The sequence below is a fragment of the Paenisporosarcina sp. P4_D4 genome, assembly GCF_056401835.1.
Genome location: NZ_JBFUIO010000035.1, coordinates 1 through 17,742 on the forward strand (window position 1 = coordinate 1; position 17,742 = coordinate 17,742).

The following is a 17,742-nucleotide window of genomic DNA, read 5'->3' on the forward strand; positions in this document are numbered from 1 at the left end:
TGTGTATTCTTGAGCTTCTGCACCAAGTTGCTCAAGTTGGTCTTGTGGAGCTTCCGGTTTTAATAATGTATGATCGATCATTGACGCAATATTTGTAGTCAAAATGATTTCACCCTTTCGGAAGTTGTCCGTACCTCTTGATTTTACCATGTTAGTCGTTACTTTTCACTACAAATCACTTAAAGTTGACACCAGTGCGCTTTTTTCACTTCAAAGCAAATCGTCAGTCGAATATTGACTATTAGCGGTTTTGGGTCTTCTATTCGCGCAACCCAGTCGGGAATACTAAAATTCCCAGCTACATTAAAATATCCAGTACACCGAAATGTACTGGATTGTTTTGCGTACCAAGTCATACAACTGTTCGATAAATCACGCTAATCCTCGGATTTAGTATCGCCAAGACTTGAACATCTCATTCAAATTCGTAGGAAATTGCAGACAGTACATATAAAGGAGCTGTTTCCGCTCTAAGAATACGTGGTCCTAAGGAAATCGATTGAAATCCTCGATCCATAAGTGCGTGTATTTCTGTTCGGGACAAACCGCCTTCAGGTCCAAACACAACACAAATGGATTGTTGCTCATTTGTTTTTGATAAAATTTCAGCAAAGCGTGTTCGTTTTTCCAACTTGGCATCTTCTTCATCAGCAACAAAACAAACATCATACTTCTCGGTCATCTGCAGTAGCTGCTTGAAAGTCACAATATCTTGGATAGCGGGAACCACATTACGATGAGATTGTTCTGCAGCTTCTTTGGCGATTTTTTGCAAACGTTGCTGTTTTTTACTGCCTTTTTGGGCATCCCATTTTACAACGGAACGTTCAGCCTCAAAGAGAATAAGTTCATGCATGCCAAGTTCTGTTGCTTTTTGAGTGATCAAATCCAATTTCTCACCTTTAGGCAATCCGCAACAAATCGTTACTTTTTTCGGCAGTTCGTTTGAGCGTAACGATTCAGATGATTTTTTCACGCGGACATCCTGACCTTCAAAACCATCAATTGTTGCTTCATAAGCATGGCCATCCGAAACGACAATAATAGATTGACCTTCTTGCATACGCATTACTTTTTGAATATGTTTGGCATCATCGCCTGAAATAATCGCAATTCCATCTTCGAATTGTTGAGGGATAAAGTATCTTTGCATTTTTGCTTTATTCCTTCACTGGTTTTTTCGAAATGATTGTAACCCAATCTTCCATCATCATTACTTCTTCAATCTCAAATCCAGCAGCTTCAAGTGATTGTTTAACATCGTCTTTTTTAGCCCCAATGATTCCTGAAGTAATGTACATGCCGCCTTCTTTCACGACTTTGAATGCATCTTGTGTAAAGGACATAATAATTTCAGCTAAAATATTCGCAACCACAACGTCAGATGGTTCTTTGACCGTATCCAGTAAGTTACCATGAACTACATCTGTCGTGTTTTGAACTTTGTTCAGCTTGACATTAATTTTCGCAGAACGCACTGCTACTTCATCCAAATCAAGTGCATGAACATGTTTTGCTCCGAGTAATGCCGCCCCGATTGCCAGGACACCCGAACCGGTGCCGATGTCTGTTACATAATCACCAGGTTTAACGGTTTTCTCAAGTGCTTGCAGACACATTACTGTTGTAGGATGTGTTCCCGTACCGAACGCCATTCCCGGATCCAGTTCGATAATCAATTCATCTGTCGCAACTGGTTCGTATGTTTCCCACGTAGGGACAATTGTAAAGCGTTCCGAAATTTTCACTGGGTGATAGTATTTTTTCCATGCTGTCGCCCATTCTTCTTCATTGACTTCACTTATTTTCACGATGTTGTCGCCGATGTTGATATCATAATTAATCAGGTTATTGATCGCGAGCTTCACTTCTTCGACTGTTTCCCCTAAAAAACTTGTAACAGGTAAATACGCTTTCAGAATAACTCCTTCTGTCGGGAAATCATTTGGATTCAATGCATAAATTTCACCGAATCTGTCTTCACGTTCACGTGCGAACTCCTCGGAATCCTCAATGACTACACCACTTGCCCCTGCTTCGTGCAAAATATTCGAAACTGCTTCTACCGCTTCATGCGTCGTATGAATGGATAGCTCTGACCACTTCACCTGCGTCAACTCCTTAGTCACCTTTTATCGTGCGCTTGATTTTATCAAATAATGAACTGCCTTGTTCTTCCGGGATATCGCCACTAATTTCAGCAAAATCTCTAAGCAGTTGTTTTTGTTTCTCGGTCAGTTTAGATGGCGTCATTACTTTCACTACTACGTGTTGATCACCAATTCCATAACCATGTACATTCTTCACGCCTTTACCTTTAAGGCGGAAAGTCGTACCAGATTGCGTGCCGGCTGGAATTTTCAGTTTCACTTTGCCGTTTACAGTAGGCACTTCAATTTCATCGCCTAAAGATGCTTGAGGGAACGTTAATTTCAATTCGAAATAAATGTCATCCCCGTCACGTTCAAATCGATCATGAGATCTAACGCGGAAGACTACATATAAATCACCAGCTGGGCCGCCATTTTTACCTGGCTCGCCTTGTCCGGAAACACGTAGTTGTTGACCATCATCAACACCCGCAGGAATCGTCACTTTAATTTTCTTGCGTTTTTTCATTGTGCCTTGTCCATGACATGTTGCACATTTATCTTTGATTAACTTGCCTGTACCTTGACAGTGATGACATGCACGGCGATTTACCATACGTCCAAAAGGCGTATCCTGCGTCACATTTAACTGGCCCGTACCTTGACAGTGATGACAAGTTTCAGGTGCTGTACCTGGTTTCGCACCATTTCCGTGGCAAGTATCACATGTTTCTTCTTTTGGAATTTCAATTTCAGTCTCTTTACCGAAAACAGCTTCTTCAAAATCGATCGTCATTGAATACTGTAAATCATCACCTTTACGCGGTGCATTTGGGTCACGACGACGTGATCCTCCACCACCAAAGAATGAACTGAAGATATCATCGAATCCGAATCCGTCTGCTCCTCCACCGAATCCACCAAAACCTTGATTCGGTCCAGCATGCCCGAACTGGTCATATTGAGCTTTTTTCTGGTCATCGCTCAACACTTCGTATGCTTCTGTTATTTCTTTGAATTTATCGACAGCATCCGCAGCTTTGTTGATATCGGGATGGAATTGTTTCGACAATTTTCTATATGCTTTTTTTATCTCTTCTTTTGAAGCACTTTTTGTTAATCCAAGTACCTCATAGTAATCTCGTTTATTCATTTGTCACACTCCTGATCAAACTTTCACATAGCATCTATTGTAACACGCGAATATCCGCAATGCCAAAGACATTGAAAAAGCCAAAGTCGGTATTCCAGACTTTGACTTTTTCGGTTGTCTATCTTGTCTTACTTGTTGTTATCGTCGTTTACTTCTTCGAATTCAGCGTCTACGACACCGTCATCTTTTTTAGTGCTTTCTGCACCTTCTGCTCCTTGAGCTTCAGCTGCAGCTTGTTCGTACAGTTTCATCGTCAATGCTTGCACGATTTCATTCAGCTTGTCTTTTTTCGTGCGGATATCTTCCAAGTTACCAGCTTCTAGAGCAGCTTTTAACTCGTCCTTCGCGTCTTCAGCTTGTTTCTTTTCTTCTTCAGAAACTTTGCCTTCAAGATCTTTTAATGTTTTTTCGGTCATGAAGACCATTTGATCCGCTTCATTTTTCAATTCAGCTTCTTCTTTACGCGCTTTATCCGCTTCAGCATTTGCTTCCGCTTCTTTCACCATACGATCGATTTCTTCGTCAGTTAAAGCCGTATTTGATTGGATTGTAATGTTTTGTTCTTTTTGAGTTCCTAAATCTTTTGCTTTAACTGTTACGATACCATTTTTATCAATATCGAAAGTTACTTCGATTTGAGGTACGCCACGTGGTGCTGGTGGAATGTCAGCCAATTGGAAACGACCTAACGTTTTGTTGTCAGTAGCCATTGGACGCTCACCTTGTAAAACGTGAATATCTACAGCTGGTTGATTATCAGCAGCTGTTGAGAAAGTTTGTGATTTTGATGTTGGAATCGTCGTGTTGCGCTCGATTAATTTCGTGAACACGCTACCCATTGTTTCAATACCAAGAGATAGTGGAGTTACGTCAAGAAGTACTACGTCTTTAACGTCTCCTGTTAATACGCCACCTTGCACGGCTGCACCCATTGCTACTACTTCATCCGGGTTAACACCACGATGTGGTTCTTTGCCTGTTTCTTTCTTAATTGCTTCTTGTACCGCTGGGATACGCGTAGATCCACCAACTAAAATAACTTTGTCGATTTGTGAAGGTGAAAGGTCAGCATCTTTTAATGCTTGACGCGTTGGCACCATTGTACGTTCTACTAATGAAGCTGTTAATTCATCAAATTTCGTGCGGCTTAAAGTCATTTCCAAATGTAATGGACCTGCTTCGCCTGCAGTGATGAATGGTAATGAAACTTGAGTAGATGTTACTCCAGAAAGATCTTTTTTCGCTTTTTCAGCTGCATCTTTCAAACGTTGAGTAGCCATTTTGTCTTTAGATAAATCGATACCGTTTTCTTTTTTGAACTCAGCAACGAAATAATCCATTAACAATTGGTCGAAATCATCCCCACCAAGACGGTTGTCACCGGCAGTTGAACGCACTTCGAATACGCCATCGCCAAGTTCAAGGATTGATACGTCAAACGTACCGCCACCAAGGTCATATACTAAAATCGTTTGGTCTTGATCCATTTTGTCTAAACCGTATGCAAGAGCAGCTGCAGTTGGTTCGTTAATAATACGTTCTACTTCTAGACCAGCGATACGACCAGCATCTTTAGTTGCTTGACGCTCAGCATCGTTGAAATAAGCAGGAACTGTAATTACTGCTTTTGTTACTTTTTCACCCAAGTAATCTTCTGCGTACCCTTTAAGGTATTGAAGAATCATAGCTGAAACTTCTTGTGGAGTGTACTCTTTGTCTTCAACTTCTACTTTATGATCAGTACCCATATGGCGTTTAACTGATTGAATTGTGTTCGGGTTCGTGATTGATTGACGTTTCGCTACTTCCCCAACTTGGCGTTCGCCGTTTTTGAATGCGACAACAGATGGTGTTGTGCGGTTACCTTCTGGATTTGGGATAACTTTTGGTTCTCCACCTTCAAGAACTGATACACATGAATTTGTTGTTCCTAAGTCAATACCGATAATTTTGCTCATTCTATAATTCCTCCTAGAAGTATGAAAGTTAAGTTATTCGTTTACTTTTACCATTGTTGGTCGAAGCACACGGTCTTTGTACTTGTATCCTTTTTGCAACTCTTGTAACACGATACCTGATGCTTTTGAGTCGTCCGATTCGGTCATAACTGCTTGATGTAAATTCGGGTCAAACTCAACACCTTCGGCTTCGATTACTTGTAAACCTTCTTTTTCGGTTGCTTCAACCAATGTCTTGTAGACCATCTCTAAGCCTTTACGCAAAGATTGTGATTCTTCCGAAGCCGACTCTACTTGCATGGCACGCTCGAAATTATCAAGCACTGGTAATAAGTTTGAAAGCAAGTTCTGTGCCTTATATTTATCCGCAGCTTCACGGTCCAAATGCGCTCGACGCTTAAAATTTTCATAGTCTGCACGCAGACGCAAATGACGGTTTGTTTCTTCGTCTAATTGTTTTTGTAGCAATTCGAGCTCAGATGGCTCTTCATTGTTTGTTTCTTGACCTGTCAGCTGTTCTTCAGTACCCGTAGGTTGTTCAGAAACTTCCACAGATTCTTTTTCTTCCGTGTTTGAGACAACTTCTTTTTCTTCAGATTGCGACACGTTTAGTTCCTCCTTCTTTATCGTGAACCACGCAAAATGCGAGTAAGTTCACGAGACAGATCGCCACTCATGACATCCAGTAAAGTGACAACTCGTCGATAATCCATTCTAGTTGGGCCAATAATAGCTATGGAGCCCATTTGTTCTTCCCCAATGGTATAGGATGCTGTAATGACACTACATTCTTCCATTTCCAAAAGGTTATTCTCAGAACCGATGCGAATGTGAATACCCGCTTGGTTCGGTGAAAACAAAGTTGAAATTTGATTAGCTTGATCCATCATCGTAATTAAGCCGCGAGCCTTCTGGAGGTCACTGAACTCTGGATGATGAAGCAGTTTGGATTTGCCGCCATAGAATACTTTTTCTTCATGTGGGCTCGAGATAGCTGCGCCAAATGAAGCCATGAGTTCACCGTAACGACCAATATGCTGTTTTAACAAAGCGGCCGCTTCTTTTTCAAGCACACGTTGAAGTTCATGCAAGTGAACACCGGTCAGCTGTTCATTTAAGATGTTTACCATCTTTTCAATATCAGATGCTGTCAGACCTTGCGGCAATTGGAACAATCGATTTTCAACATGACCAGAATCCGTTATGATGATTGCGACTGCCGAATCATTGGTTAAAGGAACAATCGAAAATCTTTTAACTCGGTGTTTACGCACATCAGGTCCGAGCAAAATCGATGTATAACTCGTTAATTCGGACAATATCATGGCCGTTTTTTGAATTACTTGTTCCGTCTCAGTAATTCTTTCCTGGAAGACAGATTGAATTTGCTGCATGTCATCTGATGAAGCAAGTTGAGGCGTAAGTAAATGGTCAACATAAAATCGATATCCTTTTTCAGAAGGAATGCGACCTGACGACGTATGCGTTTTTTCCAAATAACCTAAATCTTCTAAATCAGCCATATCATTTCGAATCGTCGCAGGACTGAACGGCACTTCCTCTTTTTTGGAAAGCTGCCTTGATCCCACTGGTTGAGCGGTCTCAATGAAGTCATCAACTGTTACTTGCAATATGAGCAATTGTCGGTTCGTTAACATTATTATCACCTCTGTTAGCACTCATCTCTTGCGAGTGCTAATACTCATACATAAATTATCAAATCCGTTGACTAAAGTCAACGGATACGATTATTTATTCCATTAAAAAAGATTGGAAAATTTCATTTCCGATAAATCTTCCTTTTCGAGTTAAAGCGACGCTATCTTCGTTGCTAATCATGGAGCCACTTGCAACATGCTTGGATAGTACTTGTCCATACATTTCTTCCAATGATTTGCCGAACTTTTCTTCAAAGCTGTTTTTATTGATTCCTGCAACTTTTCGTAAGCCCAAAAACATTTCTTCTTCCATTCTTTCAACAGCTGTCACTTCATGAATGGAATTCACCGGAAACTCTCTACTTACTAGTGCGTCCATATATTTTTTAATCGGACCAATATTTGCATAGCGATTTCCTAAGGCGTATCCATGTGCCCCAGCACCAAATCCTGCGTATTCTACATTGTCCCAATACAGATTGTTATGTTTCGAATGGAAACCTGGCTTTGCAAAATTACTGATTTCGTATTGGTGAATGCCTCTTGATTTCATTTCAGTCATTAACACGTCATACATATCCGCTTCCAAGTCTTCGCCCGGCAAAATCAATTTGCCTTTTGTCATCAAATTATAAAAAACCGTCTTTGGTTCGACGATTAATGAATATGCGGAGTAGTGCGGTAAATCCAGTTCAAGCGCTTTGTCCAGTGTATATTTCCACTGGTCCATTGTTTGCCCCGGAAGGCCGTACATCAAATCAATGCTGATATTGGTGAATCCGATATCTTTAGCCATTTGAATGGTTTTGTATACATGTTCGTTTGAATGAGTGCGACCTAAGCGACTTAGTATATCCGCATCGAAACTTTGTACACCTAAGCTCAAACGGTTAATCCCATTGTTTTTCATGACAACTAATTTGTCGTGTGTCAGTTCATCTGGATTTGCTTCAGATGTAAATTCCTGCACATGTTGCATCGGAATATGTTGTTTGATGAGTTCGAACAATCTTTCCAATTGATCCGCACTCAGCGCTGTAGGTGTTCCTCCACCCAGAAAAATCGTATCCATATGTAAATGATCTTTGTACTTTTCAACAAACATCTTCATTTCCATGCCGAGTGTTTCGATATACTCGTCTACCGGTTGATTCTTAAAGAACACTTTGTTGAAATCACAGTAGTGACAAATTTGATGACAAAAAGGAATATGAATATAAGCTCCTTTAATCATGGCATTTCCTTCTTTCTTATAGAAAAAGGAGGCCAACTAGTAGCCTCCATTAACAAACCTATTTGATCAATCTTCGTCCATCTTCAATACGGCCATGAACGCTTCTTGTGGTACTTCAACTGAACCTACTTGTTTCATACGCTTCTTACCTTCTTTTTGTTTATCAAGAAGTTTACGTTTACGTGAAATATCTCCACCATAACATTTTGCAAGAACGTTTTTACGGATTGCACTGATTGTCGAACGAGCGACAATTTTTTGTCCAATTGCTGCTTGTATCGGCACCTCAAATTGTTGTCTTGGAATCAATTTCTTTAATTTCTCAACAATAATTTTTCCGCGTTCGTAAGCAAAGTCATTATGAACGATAAAGCTTAATGCATCCACTTGTTCAGCATTCAACAGGATATCCATCTTCACAAGTTTCGAAGGTTTGTATCCGATCAATTCATAGTCAAATGACGCATAGCCTTTCGTTCCTGATTTCAATTGGTCAAAGAAATCGTACACGACTTCAGAAAGTGGTACTTCATAAATAATGCTTACACGCGTTTTGTCGATGTAATCCATCGTCATGAAATTACCACGTTTCTTTTGACAAAGTTCCATCACCACACCTACGAAATCATTCGGTACCATGATGGTAGCTTTAACATATGGCTCTTCGATGCGGTCGATTTTTTGTGGGTCTGGCATCATCGATGGGTTGTCCACTTTTTTAATCTGACCATCTGTCATATGAACATCGTAAATTACACTTGGAGCAGTCGTAATTAAATCAATGTTGAATTCGCGTTCCAAACGTTCTTGAATGATTTCCATATGAAGAAGTCCAAGGAATCCACAACGATATCCAAAACCAAGTGCCTGAGAAGACTCTGGCTCAAATTGTAATGCAGCGTCATTCAGCTCAAGCTTTTCTAGAGCATCACGTAAGTCATTGTATTTAGACGTGTCAATTGGGTACAAACCACAATACACCATCGGGTTCAATCGACGGTAACCAGGTAAGGATTCAGTTGCAGGATTTGCAACATGTGTGATTGTATCCCCTACACGTGTATCTCCAACATTTTTGATTGCTGCAGTTAAGAAACCTACGTCTCCTACAGTCAATTCGTCACGAAGTGTTGCCTTCGGCGTAAACACACCCGCTTCAATCACTTCAAATTCTTTTCCGGTTGCCATCATGCGGATCTTGTCCCCAGGGCGGACCGTCCCCTCCATGACACGTATGTACGCTACTACTCCGCGGTACGGGTCATAAAGAGAATCAAAGATAAGCGCTTTTAAAGGCGCTTCGGGATCACCAGTAGGTGCAGGCACTTTAGCAACGATTTGTTCTAAGATGTCTTCAATACCAATTCCAGCTTTTGCGGAAGCAAGTACAGCTTCAGAAGCATCAAGACCAATGACTTCTTCAATTTCTCCGCGAACGCGTTCTGGATCAGCTGCCGGTAAATCAATTTTATTGATGACCGGTAAAATTTCAAGTTCATTATCTAACGCTAAATAAACGTTAGCCAATGTTTGTGCTTCGATTCCTTGTGCTGCATCTACAACAAGAATAGCCCCTTCGCAGGCAGCTAAACTTCTGGATACTTCATATGTGAAATCGACGTGTCCTGGTGTGTCGATTAAATGGAACGTGTAATCTTCGCCGTCTTTAGCGCGATAGTTCAGTTGTACAGCATTCAATTTAATCGTAATTCCACGTTCACGCTCTAAATCCATTGAATCGAGAAGTTGAGCTTTCATTTCTCTTGAAGTCAATGCTTTGGTTTGCTCTAAAATTCGATCGGCTAATGTTGATTTACCGTGATCGATATGGGCGATAATTGAAAAGTTTCGGATATTCTGTTGGCGTTTGTTACGTTCTTCTCGATTCATGCAATGTCCACTCCTAATTAAACTATCTAGAATTATAGCAGTGAACATGTCTTTCATCAATGTTAGGTTTCAGGCGTCTCCTCAAAGAAGTTGGAAATTGCCTTTGTCAGGATGGCAATGGTCCGATTGATTTCTTCTTCCGTGTTCTCGATTCCACCCAGTTCAACTAGAAGAGAGTGGCTTGATAGGTCTTGGTTATATATCCCATTTCCGGTATCCCGGGTTTTAGCTAACACCCCTTTTGAGATGTCGGGAACCATGGCATTTACCTCATCGGAAATTGCTTTGGCAAAGGCTTCATTCAATTTATAGTTTGCATGTTCGGCCCCTACAACAAAAGACATTCTCGCATATGACGTGCCATTGGACTGCATTGTTGTCTTTTCGCGTTTGATGGAATCACGGTGAATATCCAGAACAACATCATAGTGATTTTTTGCTAACTGCTTTTGCAGATATGGTCGGATTTTCCCATATGCACCGCTAATCTGCATATTATTCATATTGGCAAACTGCAGCACGTCGACTGAATCCCCATTTAAACTAAAATGCTGGACAACAAGGTTACTTACGTTAGATATGTTGGCAGTAGGATGATAATTAACTGCTTTCAGGCCTAGTTTTTTTTCGACAATCGGTTGGTACGATTCCTGAATATGTGTGAAATACAGCAAGACATTAATTGGGTGATCTGTGGTGTTCACTGTGATTTCTTTTGTGGAATCATTTGTGATTTCTTTCGTATTTGCTGCATATGCAACCGGTCGAGTTTCAACTTTTTCTGAGGCCGTTGTTCCAAATGCCAGCATGGGGAGCTTAATCATTAATATTGGCATTAAAAATAAAAAAAGATAGAAACTCATGACTTTCTGCAATGTTTTGCGCATTGTACACCCCTCCTCCTACAACTTACGTAGGATTAGGGTTGGTTAGAACTAAAAACATCCTCTTGTAGCCATTTCGTTACACTCGCTTGAATCATTTCTGCGTGCCTTACAACCCACGTATCTGTTTCTTTTGGCGTAACAAATAATTGTTGGTGATGAGGGGGCAAAACTTCCTGCAATAGTCCTCGGATTTCATCGCTTGACCACCCTGCCCATTCACCGAAAATCGGCTTGATGGCTTCAACATTTACGGGTTCATCTGAGCTTCTAAGCCATGATCCTACTGATAGGGCTGAAGATGGTTTCGTCGTCTCCCCGATTTGGGATGAAATCACTTTGAATACTGTTTCAATCGCATCCACAACTAGCACTGGTGCATCCACAACCATTGGCACACCGATAGCAGTTACAGGAACTCCTAATGATTCAAACGAAATTTCACTTCGCGCATTTCCTACACCCGAACCTGGGTGGATACCGGTATTTGTCAGCTGGATGGTTTTACATAGGCGATCTTGATTACGTGCTGCTAATGCATCAATAATCAAAATCAAATCTGGTTTGACATGCTCAGAGATCGCTTTAACAAACTCACCTGTTTCCAAACCGGTTTGACCTGTTACACCCGGTGCATAAAATAAAACTTGTCCTGTTTCAAATGGAAAATGGAACATTGCTTCATGAAAACGGTCGATTGCCAAAGGACCGATTGCATCCGGTGTAATCGTCCGATTTCCTAATCCGATTACTAGTACTTTAGATTGTGCCGTTAAATTAATTTGCTTATGAATATCATCCAATGATTGAATAAATTGTTGCTCTAGTTCCTTGAATCCTTCGTCATCTTCAGCAGTTAAAGTTGGAACGGATAAAGTAATATATGTTCCAGCTTTTTTACCTATTGACTCTGCCCCATTTGCATCCGTTTCAATATGGGTTATATGAACACGACCTTTACGCTCTTCATTCATTTGAATCCCAGGCGTTTCATATAATGTATCTTTCTCTTTTTCCGTTCGATGCTGAACCACTTCGGTTGCTTCATCGATTAAATCAGTCCGCATTAGATTACGTATATTCATCCATATCACCTCAAGAAAAAGTTTGCCCAAGGTGTCAAGTAAATATTCTTTGCGTGAATCTATTGCAATTTAACTTTTGGTTTGCTAAAATAATGCTTGTTGTATTGATAATACTGATCTAATACTTAAAGCAAACAGCGCATAATAAACGCGCATTAACGCTTAAACTCGAGAATCTCTTGATCTCGGACCTTTTATAGGAGGTGAAAGATATGCCAAACATCAAATCTGCAATCAAACGTGTAAAAACGAATGCTTCTGCTAACGCACAAAACTCTCACACGAAGTCTACAATGCGTACAGCAGTTAAGAAAGCTGAAAATGCTTCTCTTAACAACGAAGAAAACGCAAAAGAACTTTTACAATCTGCTATCAAGCAAGTAGATAAAGCAGCTTCTAAAGGATTAATTCATAAAAACACTGCGGCTCGTAAAAAAGCTCAATTAATGAAAAAAGCGTAATGATATGAAAGACCGGATTCGATTGACGAATCCGGTCTTTTTTTGTCTTAAGCCCATTATTAGTTAACTATTCTTATGATTTATAAAAAAAGTGGGAATCACGCCCCCTTTCCAAGGACGAACTGGCAAGCCTCCTCATGCCAACAGGATGTTGGTCACAAAGGTGTTGCCATACGAGGTGGTGTTCTTAGCCTTCGTTCCTTTGTCCTCACTGAGGGTCTTGACAGCCCGTTTTTCCGCAGGAGTGTCGCAGGTTCCTTTACTATCAAGAGACTTGTTAGTTTCAGAAGTCAAAACGACAATATTCTCAGACTTGAAATTCTCTCCATCCTTTTCCCATAAAAAATGGACTTGATTCGCTTTAATCACGATTCAAGTCCATTGTCTTATAACCGATTCATTAAAAATAATTCCAGAATCCGTTCACGTCGGCCGCTACTTGTTTTTAATTGGTAATCAGCACCAGCGAGACGGTGTAACACTTCGAGCAAACGTTCTTCTCCTACTTGCTGTCTGCTTTCTACAATTAATTTGACGCGATACGGATTGACTTTTAATTGTTTCGCTATTGCCTGTGCATGATAGCCTTTCTTTTGCAGGTACCGAACATTCGACATCAAGCGAATTTGGGAAGCCAGCAATGCGGTCAGCATGATCGGTTCTTCTTTTTGCCTTAATAAGTCATGGTATACCGTCAATGCGGTGGTCGTATCACCTCGCAAGTATGCATTCAGTAACTGGAACGCATCCTGTTCTAATGTGCGGGTCATCAGCAACTCCACGACATCTTTCGTGATTTCGGATTCTTCTCCTACATACGTCGCCATTTTATGTATTTCGGACTGCAACTGAACAAGGTCCTGACCTACTGTCTCAATCAAACGGGCAATGGCATCATCCGTCATGCTTTTGCTTTCCTGGGAGACTGTTGATTGCACCCAGACTGATAAGTCGTTTCCTTCGAGAGGTTTCGCTTCCAGCAACAAAGCCTTATCCTTCATCAACTTTGTCACTTTTTTTCGCTCGTCCAATTTTTCATAAGGAGCAATGAAAACTGTGATGGCCGTTTCAGATGGATGCTGAACCCAACTTTCAAATGACTTCAAATCATGATCTATTTTTTCTTTTCCTTTTTCTGTCGCTTTTAAAAAAGAGGCATTCTTGGCAATAATTAATTTACGCTCTGTAAAAAACGGAATAGTGTCCGCTTCTTCAATAACATGTTGAACGGGAACTTCATCTAAATCAAACATCAATATATCCGTTTCTCCGGCTTTATTCAGTGATTCTTTCAGACGACGGATAGTTTCGTCAAAAAAGTAATGCTCTGTGCCGACTAGCAAATAAATCGGACTGAATTCGCCTTTTTGAATCTTTTTCCAAATACTTGAGAACATGAAGAACCTCCTCTTACACACATTCATTTCCATTATACATCAAATCGAAATTCACTGGTGTTTGAACAAAATGTGTCATTCAGCTGAAATTACGGAAAAAAACTTGTTGTTTATAGATTTTTCCGAAGCAATCACTTATAATTAATTTGAATTAGGAGGGGTAGCAATGAACGAATTTGAAAAGAATGTCCAAACCAGACGTAACGATGTGAGTGACTCAGGTATTGGTTTCGTTGTATCTTTTGTTTTCTTTGCAGCGATTTTCACCATTGCGACTGTAATTGACTTCATTACAAAATAAGCAAAAAAAGAGACTTCTCATTGTGAAAGGTCTCTTTTTTTTATGTTTTTTTCGAATGACGTCCACACGGTCATTGCTTCCTTTTCATAACGGACATGAATAGTGCCAACTTCCGCTGTTGTCATAGTCGGTAATTGTAATTCCTTGAACCTTTCGACCACTTCATGATTTGGATGCCCGTAACGGTTGTTTTGACCTGCTGAAAAAATGGTGAGCCGTGGTTGTAGCTTTTGTAAAAACGCTTCAGAACTGGAAGTTTTACTACCATGATGTCCAGCTTTTAATAGGTTGATATTTTGTATTCCTCCATACACCTTCAGTAAATCCTCTTCCCCATCCTGTTCTAAATCTCCTGTAAACAAATCATGTTTCAAGTATAGTACGAGCGAATCATCATTTCCTTCATACGTAGTATCCTGTGGCGATACATAAGTAAACTGTGTATTCCTTATTCGGAATCCACTTCCCGACATTTGTTCTTTAATCGGTATTTTCATAGCCAACGCAGTTTGTACCGCGTGTTGCAATGTATTTTCAGCAATAGCGCCAGGTGTCACATGGATTTCTTTTACCTTTACTTCCTCCAATATTTCTTCTGCGCCTTCAATGTGATCACTATCCGCATGTGTCCAAATAAACGTATCAATTGTTTGAATGCCTCTTCCTTTCAAGAAAGGTACAATTACTTCCCTTCCTATTTCAAAAGGTGTGCCTGATAGTTTCCAAGCGGCTTGATCAAACCTCAACAATCCTCCCGAATCAACCAGAATGACCCCTTGTCGATGCGGAAGTTCAATAAGGGTTGCATCCCCTTGCCCGACGTTAAGGAATGACACTTCAATCGCTGAATCGAAATAAGAAGAACCTTGAATGATGGCAATCGGCAAACCTAATGTCAAAATAAGTCTTTTCTTAGCGTGTTGAAGCTCCAGAACAAAAAAAGTAGCGACCACACCAATAAAGGCCACAACCATCTGCCAGTTCGATAGTTTGCCTGGATTCCACAGTTGATTTGGAATGGAGGCTAGTTTTAGAATGAAACTCGTCAAAGCCATTCTTAACGGTTCATACAAAATGAACAGGAAATCGGTTAAAGAAAGGAAGAAAAACGATAAACTAAACAGCACTAAATTAATCGGTAAAATAATGACGGAAAAGAGTGGTACAAACAAAAGATTGACTACAAAAGAGGAAAGAGAAATTTCGTAAAAGTGATAGAGAAGGATTGGTGCAACCCCAATTTGACAGAGAAAAGTAATCCAAAAAGATTGCTTGAAAACATTTGTTTGTGCTTGTAGAAATGGGGAAGAAAAAAGCAATACCGTGGCGGCTCCATAAGACAATTGAAATCCTACCTGGAGTAATACCCCCGGTTGCAGGTAAATAAAAATAAGCAAACTGATTGCGAAAGCATCAACGACTGCCAGTCTTTTGTGGAGTTGCTTTGAAAGTAATAGAATTTCCACGACACCGACCGCACGCCACACTGAAGGAGCCCCACCAACTAAACATGCATAGACTGGCAAACAGACGATTAAACACCATACGGCGACTTCTTTACGAATGGACAATCTAAGAAGTGATTGATAAAAGATATAGGTCAGAAACGCTACATGAAGACCCGAAATGGCAAACAAATGCGTGATGCCAAGTATTTGATAGGCGCGATTCTCCTTTGGGTCAACGTCATCTCTTAAGCCAAGTAAAAGTGCTTTGGCTTCTGCTTGAAGTGAAAGTGGAAAATGCTTGTCTATATGCTTTTCCATGAGAAATCGCTGATTGGCAATCCAGCCGATTATTCCATCTGGCTGAGAAACCTGTACCATTGTGCTAGCCGACAACATCCCTGTTGCCCCATGGCTTGTTAAGTAGGTTTGCATATCAAACGCATACTCATGGGCTGGCATTGGGACAGGTGTTATTTGTCCCGTTATCTTGAATACTGCATCTGTCAACGACTGATTCAAGAATTTGATTTTCTCTTCTTCTGAAACAAAAGTATACACAATATACCATTTTTGTTTTCCCTCAGATATTGCGAATCCTCTTAATTTGGAGCCTTTTATTGTATGAATCGAAGTCCAGGTATAAACATCTTCTTGAGCGACTTCATGTGAATCATGCGTCAATTTGTCTTGTGCATGCAAAAAGAAAAAAATAGCCACTGCTACATAACTTAATAAAAAGAATATCTTAAATCGATTACGTACAAATAATAGAATAAGTGGGGCATGTAAAAAAAGAAGTTGGATGGAGCCGATTGCCGCGCTGGTTGACACTATGGCTGCGACGGCAATATAGATTAGGCGTTGGTTCCAATGGTTTTGCCAAATAACTCATTCACCTGCGCTTCATATGAAGCCAGTTCTTCTGCAGGAACACCCTTCTCTCTTAACTTATGAAGCATGTCCAAATACAAAGTGATTTTCTGATCGCTTAAGAAATCAATTTTCCGTTCATCGAAAGATACATGCACGACTTCAATATTTGACTGGGCAAGTAATTGAATGGCATATTCACTGTTTTTATAATCTTTCGCGTAATATAAACGTCGGATTCCTGACTGAATAATTGATTTTGTGCAAGGAAGGCAAGGGAAATGAGTCACGTACAAATCCGCTTCATTAGTTGATATGCCGTATTTCGAACATTGCAACAAGGCATTCATTTCTGCATGAATTGTACGGACACAATGATGATCCACAACGTAACATCCTTGATCGATGCAATGATCGCCACCGGAAATGGATCCGTTATATCCACCTGCCATGATCCGCTTATCCCGTACAATGGTTGCACCTACCGCTAATCTTGTACATGTGCTTCTAAGCGCCAGTAAATGACTTTGTGCCATAAAGAATTGGTCCCATGTTATTCGCTCCATAAAAACGCCCCCTGATTGTAAACTCTTATCTAGTTTAGTAGGAACACGTTTGAATCGTCAATTGAATATGGTTTTATTTAACCGAAATGAAATCTTTCAGTTGCTCAAAAGTTTGATCTCCGATTCCAGAAACTTCTTTTAAGTCTTCAATCGATTGAAAAAGTCCTTTTTCTTCCCGGTATGCAAGAATTGCCTTCGCCTTGGAAGGACCGATACCTGAAAGTGTCATTAAGGTCATTTCATCGGCAGTATTGATATTAATGATAGTAGATTTTTCTCTAGTTGAATCTGGTGTTGTCGAAATAGTTGTCGCTACGTCCTTTTCGCCAATCAATGGTACATAGATCACCATTTCATCGGTCAGTTTCGCAGCCAAGTTCAATGCTTTTTCTTCAGCGGTTGGCAATAGGCCTCCTGCAAGCTGAATGGCATCCAATACACGACTTCCATGAGTTAATGTATAAACGCCAGGTGTCAGGACTTGTCCTTTTACATCAACGACAACCACTTCATTTATTTCGATGTCAGGTTCTTCCGATTCGTTCAGTTCTTCAGTTGGAATTGTATTTGGGATGGGGGTTTGAATGGTTTCGAGCGTATCGGCAAGTGGGGGCGCCTGCTCGTTTGAAAAAGGTTTAAACAGTAGTACAAATAAAATAATACCTGCACTTACAAGCACTGCTTTATTCGTATGTTTTTTCATCCATGCAAGAATCAGATTGGGTCATCCTTTCCTACAGGGAGCAA

General features: G+C 40.4%; 17 protein-coding genes and 1 pseudogene. 2 read left to right on the forward strand and 16 right to left on the reverse strand.

The features are described from left to right. The 11 genes and pseudogenes from AC1DSL_RS09825 to gpr form a co-directional block, all read right to left on the reverse strand. Window positions 1-102, reverse strand: a pseudogene (locus AC1DSL_RS09825) (deoxyribose-phosphate aldolase); the annotation flags it as partial. A 313-nt stretch (window positions 103-415) separates the two neighbouring features. Further along, window positions 416-1,153, reverse strand: coding sequence for a 16S rRNA (uracil(1498)-N(3))-methyltransferase (locus AC1DSL_RS09830; RefSeq protein WP_477532029.1), 738 nt, complete (start codon window positions 1,151-1,153; stop codon window positions 416-418). Between the two features lie 7 nt (window positions 1,154-1,160). Further along, window positions 1,161-2,108, reverse strand: coding sequence for a 50S ribosomal protein L11 methyltransferase (prmA, locus tag AC1DSL_RS09835; RefSeq protein WP_477532030.1), 948 nt, complete (start codon window positions 2,106-2,108; stop codon window positions 1,161-1,163). 13 nt (window positions 2,109-2,121) lie between these two features. Beyond that, complete coding sequence (gene dnaJ, locus AC1DSL_RS09840; RefSeq protein ID WP_477532031.1) at window positions 2,122-3,243, reverse strand: molecular chaperone DnaJ; 1,122 nt, start codon at window positions 3,241-3,243, stop codon at window positions 2,122-2,124. Window positions 3,244-3,371: 128 nt separating this feature from the next. After that, window positions 3,372-5,201 carry a molecular chaperone DnaK gene (dnaK, locus tag AC1DSL_RS09845; protein ID WP_477532032.1) on the reverse strand — a complete coding sequence of 610 codons (1,830 nt, stop codon included), beginning with the start codon at window positions 5,199-5,201 and terminating at the stop codon, window positions 3,372-3,374. Between the two features lie 33 nt (window positions 5,202-5,234). Then, window positions 5,235-5,807 (reverse strand): nucleotide exchange factor GrpE, encoded by a 573-nt coding sequence (grpE, locus tag AC1DSL_RS09850; protein ID WP_016426878.1) that lies wholly within the window; start codon window positions 5,805-5,807, stop codon window positions 5,235-5,237. Window positions 5,808-5,824: 17 nt separating this feature from the next. Continuing rightward, on the reverse strand, window positions 5,825-6,859 hold the full coding sequence (gene hrcA, locus AC1DSL_RS09855; RefSeq protein ID WP_342543454.1) for a heat-inducible transcriptional repressor HrcA: 1,035 nt from the start codon (window positions 6,857-6,859) through the stop codon (window positions 5,825-5,827). Between the two features lie 94 nt (window positions 6,860-6,953). Continuing rightward, on the reverse strand, window positions 6,954-8,093 hold the full coding sequence (hemW, locus tag AC1DSL_RS09860) for a radical SAM family heme chaperone HemW (protein ID WP_036659638.1): 1,140 nt from the start codon (window positions 8,091-8,093) through the stop codon (window positions 6,954-6,956). A gap of 66 nt (window positions 8,094-8,159) precedes the next feature. Then, window positions 8,160-9,983 (reverse strand): translation elongation factor 4, encoded by a 1,824-nt coding sequence (gene lepA, locus AC1DSL_RS09865; RefSeq protein ID WP_016426875.1) that lies wholly within the window; start codon window positions 9,981-9,983, stop codon window positions 8,160-8,162. Window positions 9,984-10,045: 62 nt separating this feature from the next. Next, a complete protein-coding gene (gene spoIIP / locus AC1DSL_RS09870; RefSeq protein ID WP_477532033.1) occupies window positions 10,046-10,870 on the reverse strand; it encodes a stage II sporulation protein P in 825 nt (274 codons plus the stop codon). A gap of 32 nt (window positions 10,871-10,902) precedes the next feature. Then, complete coding sequence (gene gpr, locus AC1DSL_RS09875) at window positions 10,903-11,952, reverse strand: GPR endopeptidase (protein WP_477532034.1); 1,050 nt, start codon at window positions 11,950-11,952, stop codon at window positions 10,903-10,905. 212 nt (window positions 11,953-12,164) lie between these two features. On the opposite strand from gpr, the gene rpsT reads away from it, so the two are divergent. Then, on the forward strand, window positions 12,165-12,413 hold the full coding sequence (gene rpsT / locus AC1DSL_RS09880; protein ID WP_016426872.1) for a 30S ribosomal protein S20: 249 nt from the start codon (window positions 12,165-12,167) through the stop codon (window positions 12,411-12,413). A 135-nt stretch (window positions 12,414-12,548) separates the two neighbouring features. Here rpsT and AC1DSL_RS09885 read toward each other — a convergent pair whose 3' ends face one another. Then, entirely contained in the window at window positions 12,549-12,782 is a 234-nt protein-coding gene (locus tag AC1DSL_RS09885; protein WP_342543452.1) for a hypothetical protein, read from the reverse strand. A gap of 17 nt (window positions 12,783-12,799) precedes the next feature. Continuing rightward, window positions 12,800-13,810 (reverse strand): DNA polymerase III subunit delta, encoded by a 1,011-nt coding sequence (gene holA / locus AC1DSL_RS09890; RefSeq protein ID WP_016426871.1) that lies wholly within the window; start codon window positions 13,808-13,810, stop codon window positions 12,800-12,802. Between the two features lie 166 nt (window positions 13,811-13,976). Between holA and AC1DSL_RS09895 the strand changes: the two genes are divergently transcribed. Further along, window positions 13,977-14,111, forward strand: coding sequence for a YqzM family protein (locus tag AC1DSL_RS09895; RefSeq protein ID WP_477532035.1), 135 nt, complete (start codon window positions 13,977-13,979; stop codon window positions 14,109-14,111). 17 nt (window positions 14,112-14,128) lie between these two features. Here AC1DSL_RS09895 and AC1DSL_RS09900 read toward each other — a convergent pair whose 3' ends face one another. From AC1DSL_RS09900 to AC1DSL_RS09910, 3 genes are all read right to left on the reverse strand, one after another. Next, entirely contained in the window at window positions 14,129-16,390 is a 2,262-nt protein-coding gene (locus AC1DSL_RS09900; RefSeq protein ID WP_477532036.1) for a DNA internalization-related competence protein ComEC/Rec2, read from the reverse strand. A 23-nt stretch (window positions 16,391-16,413) separates the two neighbouring features. Beyond that, window positions 16,414-16,995, reverse strand: coding sequence for a ComE operon protein 2 (locus tag AC1DSL_RS09905; RefSeq protein WP_016426868.1), 582 nt, complete (start codon window positions 16,993-16,995; stop codon window positions 16,414-16,416). A 73-nt stretch (window positions 16,996-17,068) separates the two neighbouring features. Continuing rightward, on the reverse strand, window positions 17,069-17,698 hold the full coding sequence (locus AC1DSL_RS09910; protein WP_477532037.1) for a helix-hairpin-helix domain-containing protein: 630 nt from the start codon (window positions 17,696-17,698) through the stop codon (window positions 17,069-17,071). Between the last annotated feature and the right edge of the window lie 44 nt (window positions 17,699-17,742).

What these genes read in the sequence shown, in the direction of transcription:
- AC1DSL_RS09830 (WP_477532029.1), bottom strand. Translation starts at nt 1,153, where the DNA reads ATGCAAAGATACTTTATCCCTCAACAATTCGAAGATGGAATTGCGATT.
- dnaJ (WP_477532031.1), bottom strand. Translation starts at nt 3,243, where the DNA reads ATGAATAAACGAGATTACTATGAGGTACTTGGATTAACAAAAAGTGCT.
- dnaK (WP_477532032.1), bottom strand. Translation starts at nt 5,201, where the DNA reads ATGAGCAAAATTATCGGTATTGACTTAGGAACAACAAATTCATGTGTA.
- hrcA (WP_342543454.1), bottom strand. Translation starts at nt 6,859, where the DNA reads ATGTTAACGAACCGACAATTGCTCATATTGCAAGTAACAGTTGATGAC.
- hemW (WP_036659638.1), bottom strand. Translation starts at nt 8,093, where the DNA reads ATGATTAAAGGAGCTTATATTCATATTCCTTTTTGTCATCAAATTTGT.
- lepA (WP_016426875.1), bottom strand. Translation starts at nt 9,983, where the DNA reads ATGAATCGAGAAGAACGTAACAAACGCCAACAGAATATCCGAAACTTT.
- spoIIP (WP_477532033.1), bottom strand. Translation starts at nt 10,870, where the DNA reads ATGCGCAAAACATTGCAGAAAGTCATGAGTTTCTATCTTTTTTTATTT.
- gpr (WP_477532034.1), bottom strand. Translation starts at nt 11,952, where the DNA reads ATGAATATACGTAATCTAATGCGGACTGATTTAATCGATGAAGCAACC.
- rpsT (WP_016426872.1), top strand. Translation starts at nt 12,165, where the DNA reads ATGCCAAACATCAAATCTGCAATCAAACGTGTAAAAACGAATGCTTCT.
- holA (WP_016426871.1), bottom strand. Translation starts at nt 13,810, where the DNA reads ATGTTCTCAAGTATTTGGAAAAAGATTCAAAAAGGCGAATTCAGTCCG.
- AC1DSL_RS09895 (WP_477532035.1), top strand. Translation starts at nt 13,977, where the DNA reads ATGAACGAATTTGAAAAGAATGTCCAAACCAGACGTAACGATGTGAGT.
- AC1DSL_RS09905 (WP_016426868.1), bottom strand. Translation starts at nt 16,995, where the DNA reads ATGGAGCGAATAACATGGGACCAATTCTTTATGGCACAAAGTCATTTA.
- AC1DSL_RS09910 (WP_477532037.1), bottom strand. Translation starts at nt 17,698, where the DNA reads ATGAAAAAACATACGAATAAAGCAGTGCTTGTAAGTGCAGGTATTATT.